The following is a 4012-nucleotide window of genomic DNA, read 5'->3' as shown; positions in this document are numbered from 1 at the left end:
CGCCTATGGCCGCGCCGCAGGGGCCTGCCGGCGCCGGCGCCCGAAGCGCTCGCGGTGCCGAAAACTGTCGGACGCCTATGGGCTGTGGCGCGCCTGCCTGTCGGTCGGCTGCCGAAGGGCCGGCCGCTGCCAGGGCGATCTCGACTGCGCGTGCCTCGCCGAGCAGCGCGACCGGGTCGATTTCGACGGCTGAGCCGCGGCCTGCGGGAGGGCGTCAGGTCAACCGAGGCGGAAGCCCCGCCGCCGCCCGCGCAGCCGCGACGGGGCCGGAAAAGCGCGGCGCGGCGCAGGGCTCAGCGGTACAGCTCCTCGTTGCCGAGCCATTTGTAGAGGCCGGCGACCTGCTCGGCGTAGCCGTTGAACAGCAGCGTCGGCCGCCGCTCGTTGGTGCCGAGCACGCGCTCGCTGGCCTGGCTCCAGCGCGGGTGCGGCACCTCCGGGTTCACATTGGCCCAGAAACCGTATTCGCCGGGGCCGGCGACCGCCCACAGCGTCTTGGGCCGCTTGTCGGTGAACTCGACGCTGACGATGCCCTTGACGGACTTGAAGCCGTATTTCCACGGCACCGCGAGGCGGATCGGGGCGCCCATCTGGCGGGCGAGCGGCTTGCCATAGGCGCCGGTGGCCAGGAAGGCGAGGTCGTTGGTGGCCTCCGCCATGGTCAGGCCCTCGGTGTAGGGCCAGTCGAACAGCGGGCTCGCCTGGCCGGGCGCGACGTCGGGGTTGAGGAAGGTCTTCATCACCACGTATTTGGCCGAGCCGAGCGGCTTCGCCATCGCGACGAAGTCCTTGAGCGGGATGCCCGACCAGGGCAGCGCCATCGACCACGCCTCGACGCAGCGGTGGCGGTAGAGCCGCTCTTCGGGCGGCAGCTTCTTCAGCAGGTCGTCGATGCCGATCTCGAACGGCTTCTCCACCATGCCGCCGACCTTGATGGTCCAGGGCCGGATCGGCAGCGCGGCGGCGTCTTCGGCGACGCTCTTCGAGGTGTTGAACTCGTAATAGTTGTTGTAGCCGAGATTGTAGGATTCCGGCGTCACCGGCCGGTCCAGCGCGTAGGCCTCGTTGCGCTTCACCGGGTAGAGCCCGGCGGAGGGGTCCGGCGGCTGGGGGGCTGCGGCCTTCTTCTCGCCGAAGCCGAAGAACGCGCTCGCGGGGGACGCCGCGAGGCCGGCGCCGGCGAGGCCCGCCGCGGCGATGAAGCTGCGCCGGTTCAGCCAGACACGCTCGGGCGTCGCCTCGGATTCGGGGATCGCCCAGGACGGGACGCGTCGGATGAGCATGATGGTCTCCGCGGCAGGTGTTCGCTGCGAGGATCTACGAACGACAACGGCCGGAGGTTACGCCTCCGGCCGCATCGCGTCGTCACGAGCCCGCGAGGGCGCGCGCGTCAGATCGGATCGAGCGTCAGCGACGACAGGCCGGCCGCGACCGCGATGCCGGTGTGGCCCTCGAGGCTGATCGGCTGCAGCGAGACGGTGGCGTCCGAGCCGCCGACCAGCACGTTGGCGCCGACGCCGATCAGCGCCGCCGCGCTCGCCGAGGCGCCGAGATACTTGCCGGCGAGATCGCCCGGCCCGAGGTCGTTGGAATGCGCCACGACGGCCCAGGCGAGCACGCCCGGCCCGGTGGCGCCGACGTCGACGCCGACCTTGTTGATGCGCCCGATATAGAGGTCGACCGCGTTGCGGCCGGCGCTCGGCCGGTAGACGCAGGAGAGCTCCCGCCGGGAGCCGACCACATAGCCGATCGTGCCGGGCGTCTCGCAGGTCAGCGTGCCGACCTGGTAGCCCGACGCCGGCTGATAGTATTGCCGCTGCTTCGAAATGGTGACGGACGGGTGGCTGGCGTCGGCCGCGAGCGCCGCGCCGGCGGCGAGGCAGCCGGCCGCGACGAGGCCGGCCCTGATCGTTGCGTGCATGGTGGTGGGTCTCCCGGGTGTCGTCCCCGCGATGACCGAACGCTCCGACTGCGGCTTTCGTTCGGCCGCGTCAGCGCAGTTCCGCGCAAAAACGCTGGATGCGCCGGCAGGCCTCCTCCAGCGTCTCGTCGGCGGCCGCATAGGAGATGCGGAAGTTCGGGCCGAGGCCGAAGGCCGAGCCGTGCACCACCGCGACGCCTTCGGCCTCGAGCAGCTCGGAGACGAAGTCCTCGTCGGTCTCGATGGTCTTGCCCGAAGGCGCCTTGCGGCCGAGCGCGCCCTGGCAGGACGGGTAGACGTAGAACGCGCCCTCCGGCGTCGGGCAGGACAGGCCGCGCGCCTGGTTCAGCATCGAGACCACGAGGTCGCGCCGCCGCTCGAACGCCTCGCGGAAGCCCGGCAGGAAGTCCTGCGGTCCGGCGAGCGCCTCGAGCGCCGCCCACTGGGCGATCGAGCAGGCGCCGGAGGTCTGCTGGCCCTGCACCATCTCCATCGCCCGGATCAGCTTGTCCGGCCCCGCCGCGTAGCCGATGCGCCAGCCGGTCATGCAATAGGCCTTGGAGACGCCGTTCATGGTCAGCGTGCGGTCGTAGAGCGCCGGCTCGACCTGGGCGGGCGTGGTGAACTCGAAGCCGCCGAATACGAGGTGCTCATACATGTCGTCGGTCAGCACCCAGACATGCTCGTGGCGCAGCAGCACGTCGGTCAGCGCCTTGATCTCCTCCCGCGAATAGGCCGCGCCGGAGGGGTTCGAGGGCGAGTTGAGCAGCACCCACTTGGTCCGGGGCGTGATCGCCGCCTCGAGATCCTCGGCGCGCAGCTTGAAGCCGTGCTCGATCCGGGTGTCGACGATCACCGGCGTGCCGCCGTTGAGCGCGACCATCTCGGGGTAGCTCACCCAGTACGGCGCCGGCACGATCACCTCGTCGCCGGGGTTAAGCGTCGCGACGAAGGCGTTGTAGAGAATCTGCTTTCCGCCGGTCGCCACGATGGTCTGCGAAGGCCGGTAGTCGAGCCCGTTCTCGCGCTTGAACTTCTGCGCGATCGCCTCGCGCAGCGGCGCGATGCCGGCGACCGGGGGGTACTTGGTCTCGCCGCGCCGGATCGCGTCGATCGCCGCGTCCTTGATGTTCTGCGGCGTGTCGAAATCGGGCTCGCCGGCGCCGAGCGAGATGACGTCGCGGCCCGCCGCCTTGAGGTCGCGCGCCTTCTGGGTGACCGCGATGGTGGCGGACGGCTTTACGCGCGACAGCGCGTCGGCGAGGAAGGCCATTTGCGAGCTCCGGGCATCGATTTCCGGCCGGACCCTATGTCGCGGGACCCGCGCGACGCAACCCGAAACGGGTCAGCGCAGCGGGCCCTTGAAGACGAAGAACGCCCCGGCCGCGATGAGCGCGAAGCCGACGACGTGGTTCACCGTCAGCCGCTCGCCCAGATAGGCGACGGAGAACACCGCGAACACGCTGAGCGTGATCACCTCCTGCATCGCCTTGAGCTCGGCGCCCGAATAGACCGCGCTGCCGATCCGGTTCGCCGGCACGGCGAAGCAGTATTCGATCAGCGCGATGCCCCAGCTGACCAGGATCGCCGCCCACAGCGGCGCGCCCTTGAACTTGAGGTGGCCGTACCAGGCGAACGTCATGAAGACGTTCGAGCACAGCAGAAGCACGAGCGGCGCGAGCGCAGGCGACAGGTTCGGCATCGGAGCACCGGTGGAGAGACGGAAGCGGACGGGAGGACGCGGGCGGCCGGGTCAGGCGGGCGCGGTGTCGGGGCGGTCCGTTAGCCGGCCTCCGGCCATCGCCTCGAGCTGCAGCAGCAGCGCCGAGTGGTCGTAGGCGCCGGCGCCGAGCCTGTCGCGCAGCTCGACGAAGCGGTCGCGGACGTCCTGCGACAGCGGCAGCGTCACGCCGGCCTCGGCCGCGGCGGCGAGCGCGGTGTCGAGATCCTTGATCTGGGTGCCGACCATCCCGCCCGGCCGGAAGTCGCGCTCCAGCATGCGCCGGCCGTGCTCCTCCAGGATGCGGCTCTCGGCGAAGCCGCCGCGGATCGCCTCCCGCACGGCGGCCGGATCGGCCCCGCCGGCAGATC

The 4012-nt window shown here is 70.9% G+C and carries 5 protein-coding genes and 1 pseudogene; 1 reads left to right on the top strand and 5 read right to left on the bottom strand.

The window, feature by feature from the left end:
- Positions 1 to 193: pseudogene (locus tag ACIKT0_RS14340) on the top strand (hypothetical protein); the annotation flags it as partial.
- Between the two features lie 100 nt (positions 194 to 293).
- On the opposite strand, the gene msrP reads toward ACIKT0_RS14340, so the two are convergent.
- From msrP to ACIKT0_RS14315, 5 genes are all read right to left on the bottom strand, one after another.
- Positions 294 to 1283, bottom strand: a complete 990-nt coding sequence (gene msrP / locus ACIKT0_RS14335) for a protein-methionine-sulfoxide reductase catalytic subunit MsrP (protein ID WP_407105996.1) — start codon at positions 1281 to 1283, stop codon at positions 294 to 296.
- A 107-nt stretch (positions 1284 to 1390) separates the two neighbouring features.
- Complete coding sequence (locus ACIKT0_RS14330; protein WP_407105995.1) at positions 1391 to 1921, bottom strand: DUF992 domain-containing protein; 531 nt, start codon at positions 1919 to 1921, stop codon at positions 1391 to 1393.
- A 70-nt stretch (positions 1922 to 1991) separates the two neighbouring features.
- Positions 1992 to 3194, bottom strand: coding sequence for a pyridoxal phosphate-dependent aminotransferase (locus ACIKT0_RS14325; protein ID WP_183395597.1), 1203 nt, complete (start codon positions 3192 to 3194; stop codon positions 1992 to 1994).
- 72 nt (positions 3195 to 3266) lie between these two features.
- Positions 3267 to 3623, bottom strand: a complete 357-nt coding sequence (locus ACIKT0_RS14320) for a DMT family protein (protein WP_407105994.1) — start codon at positions 3621 to 3623, stop codon at positions 3267 to 3269.
- A 51-nt stretch (positions 3624 to 3674) separates the two neighbouring features.
- Positions 3675 to 4012 (bottom strand): NAD-binding protein (locus tag ACIKT0_RS14315; RefSeq protein ID WP_407105993.1); only part of this gene is annotated, 338 nt, incomplete at its 5' end.

Source organism: Hansschlegelia beijingensis, assembly GCF_045505405.1.
Lineage (GTDB): Bacteria > Pseudomonadota > Alphaproteobacteria > Rhizobiales > Methylopilaceae > Methylopila > Methylopila beijingensis_A.
This window is presented reverse-complemented; position numbering and strand designations above follow the sequence as displayed.

Coding starts and splice junctions, on each gene's coding strand:
- msrP (WP_407105996.1), bottom strand. CDS start 1,283: ATGCTCATCCGACGCGTCCCGTCCTGGGCGATCCCCGAATCCGAGGCG.
- ACIKT0_RS14330 (WP_407105995.1), bottom strand. CDS start 1,921: ATGCACGCAACGATCAGGGCCGGCCTCGTCGCGGCCGGCTGCCTCGCC.
- ACIKT0_RS14325 (WP_183395597.1), bottom strand. CDS start 3,194: ATGGCCTTCCTCGCCGACGCGCTGTCGCGCGTAAAGCCGTCCGCCACC.
- ACIKT0_RS14320 (WP_407105994.1), bottom strand. CDS start 3,623: ATGCCGAACCTGTCGCCTGCGCTCGCGCCGCTCGTGCTTCTGCTGTGC.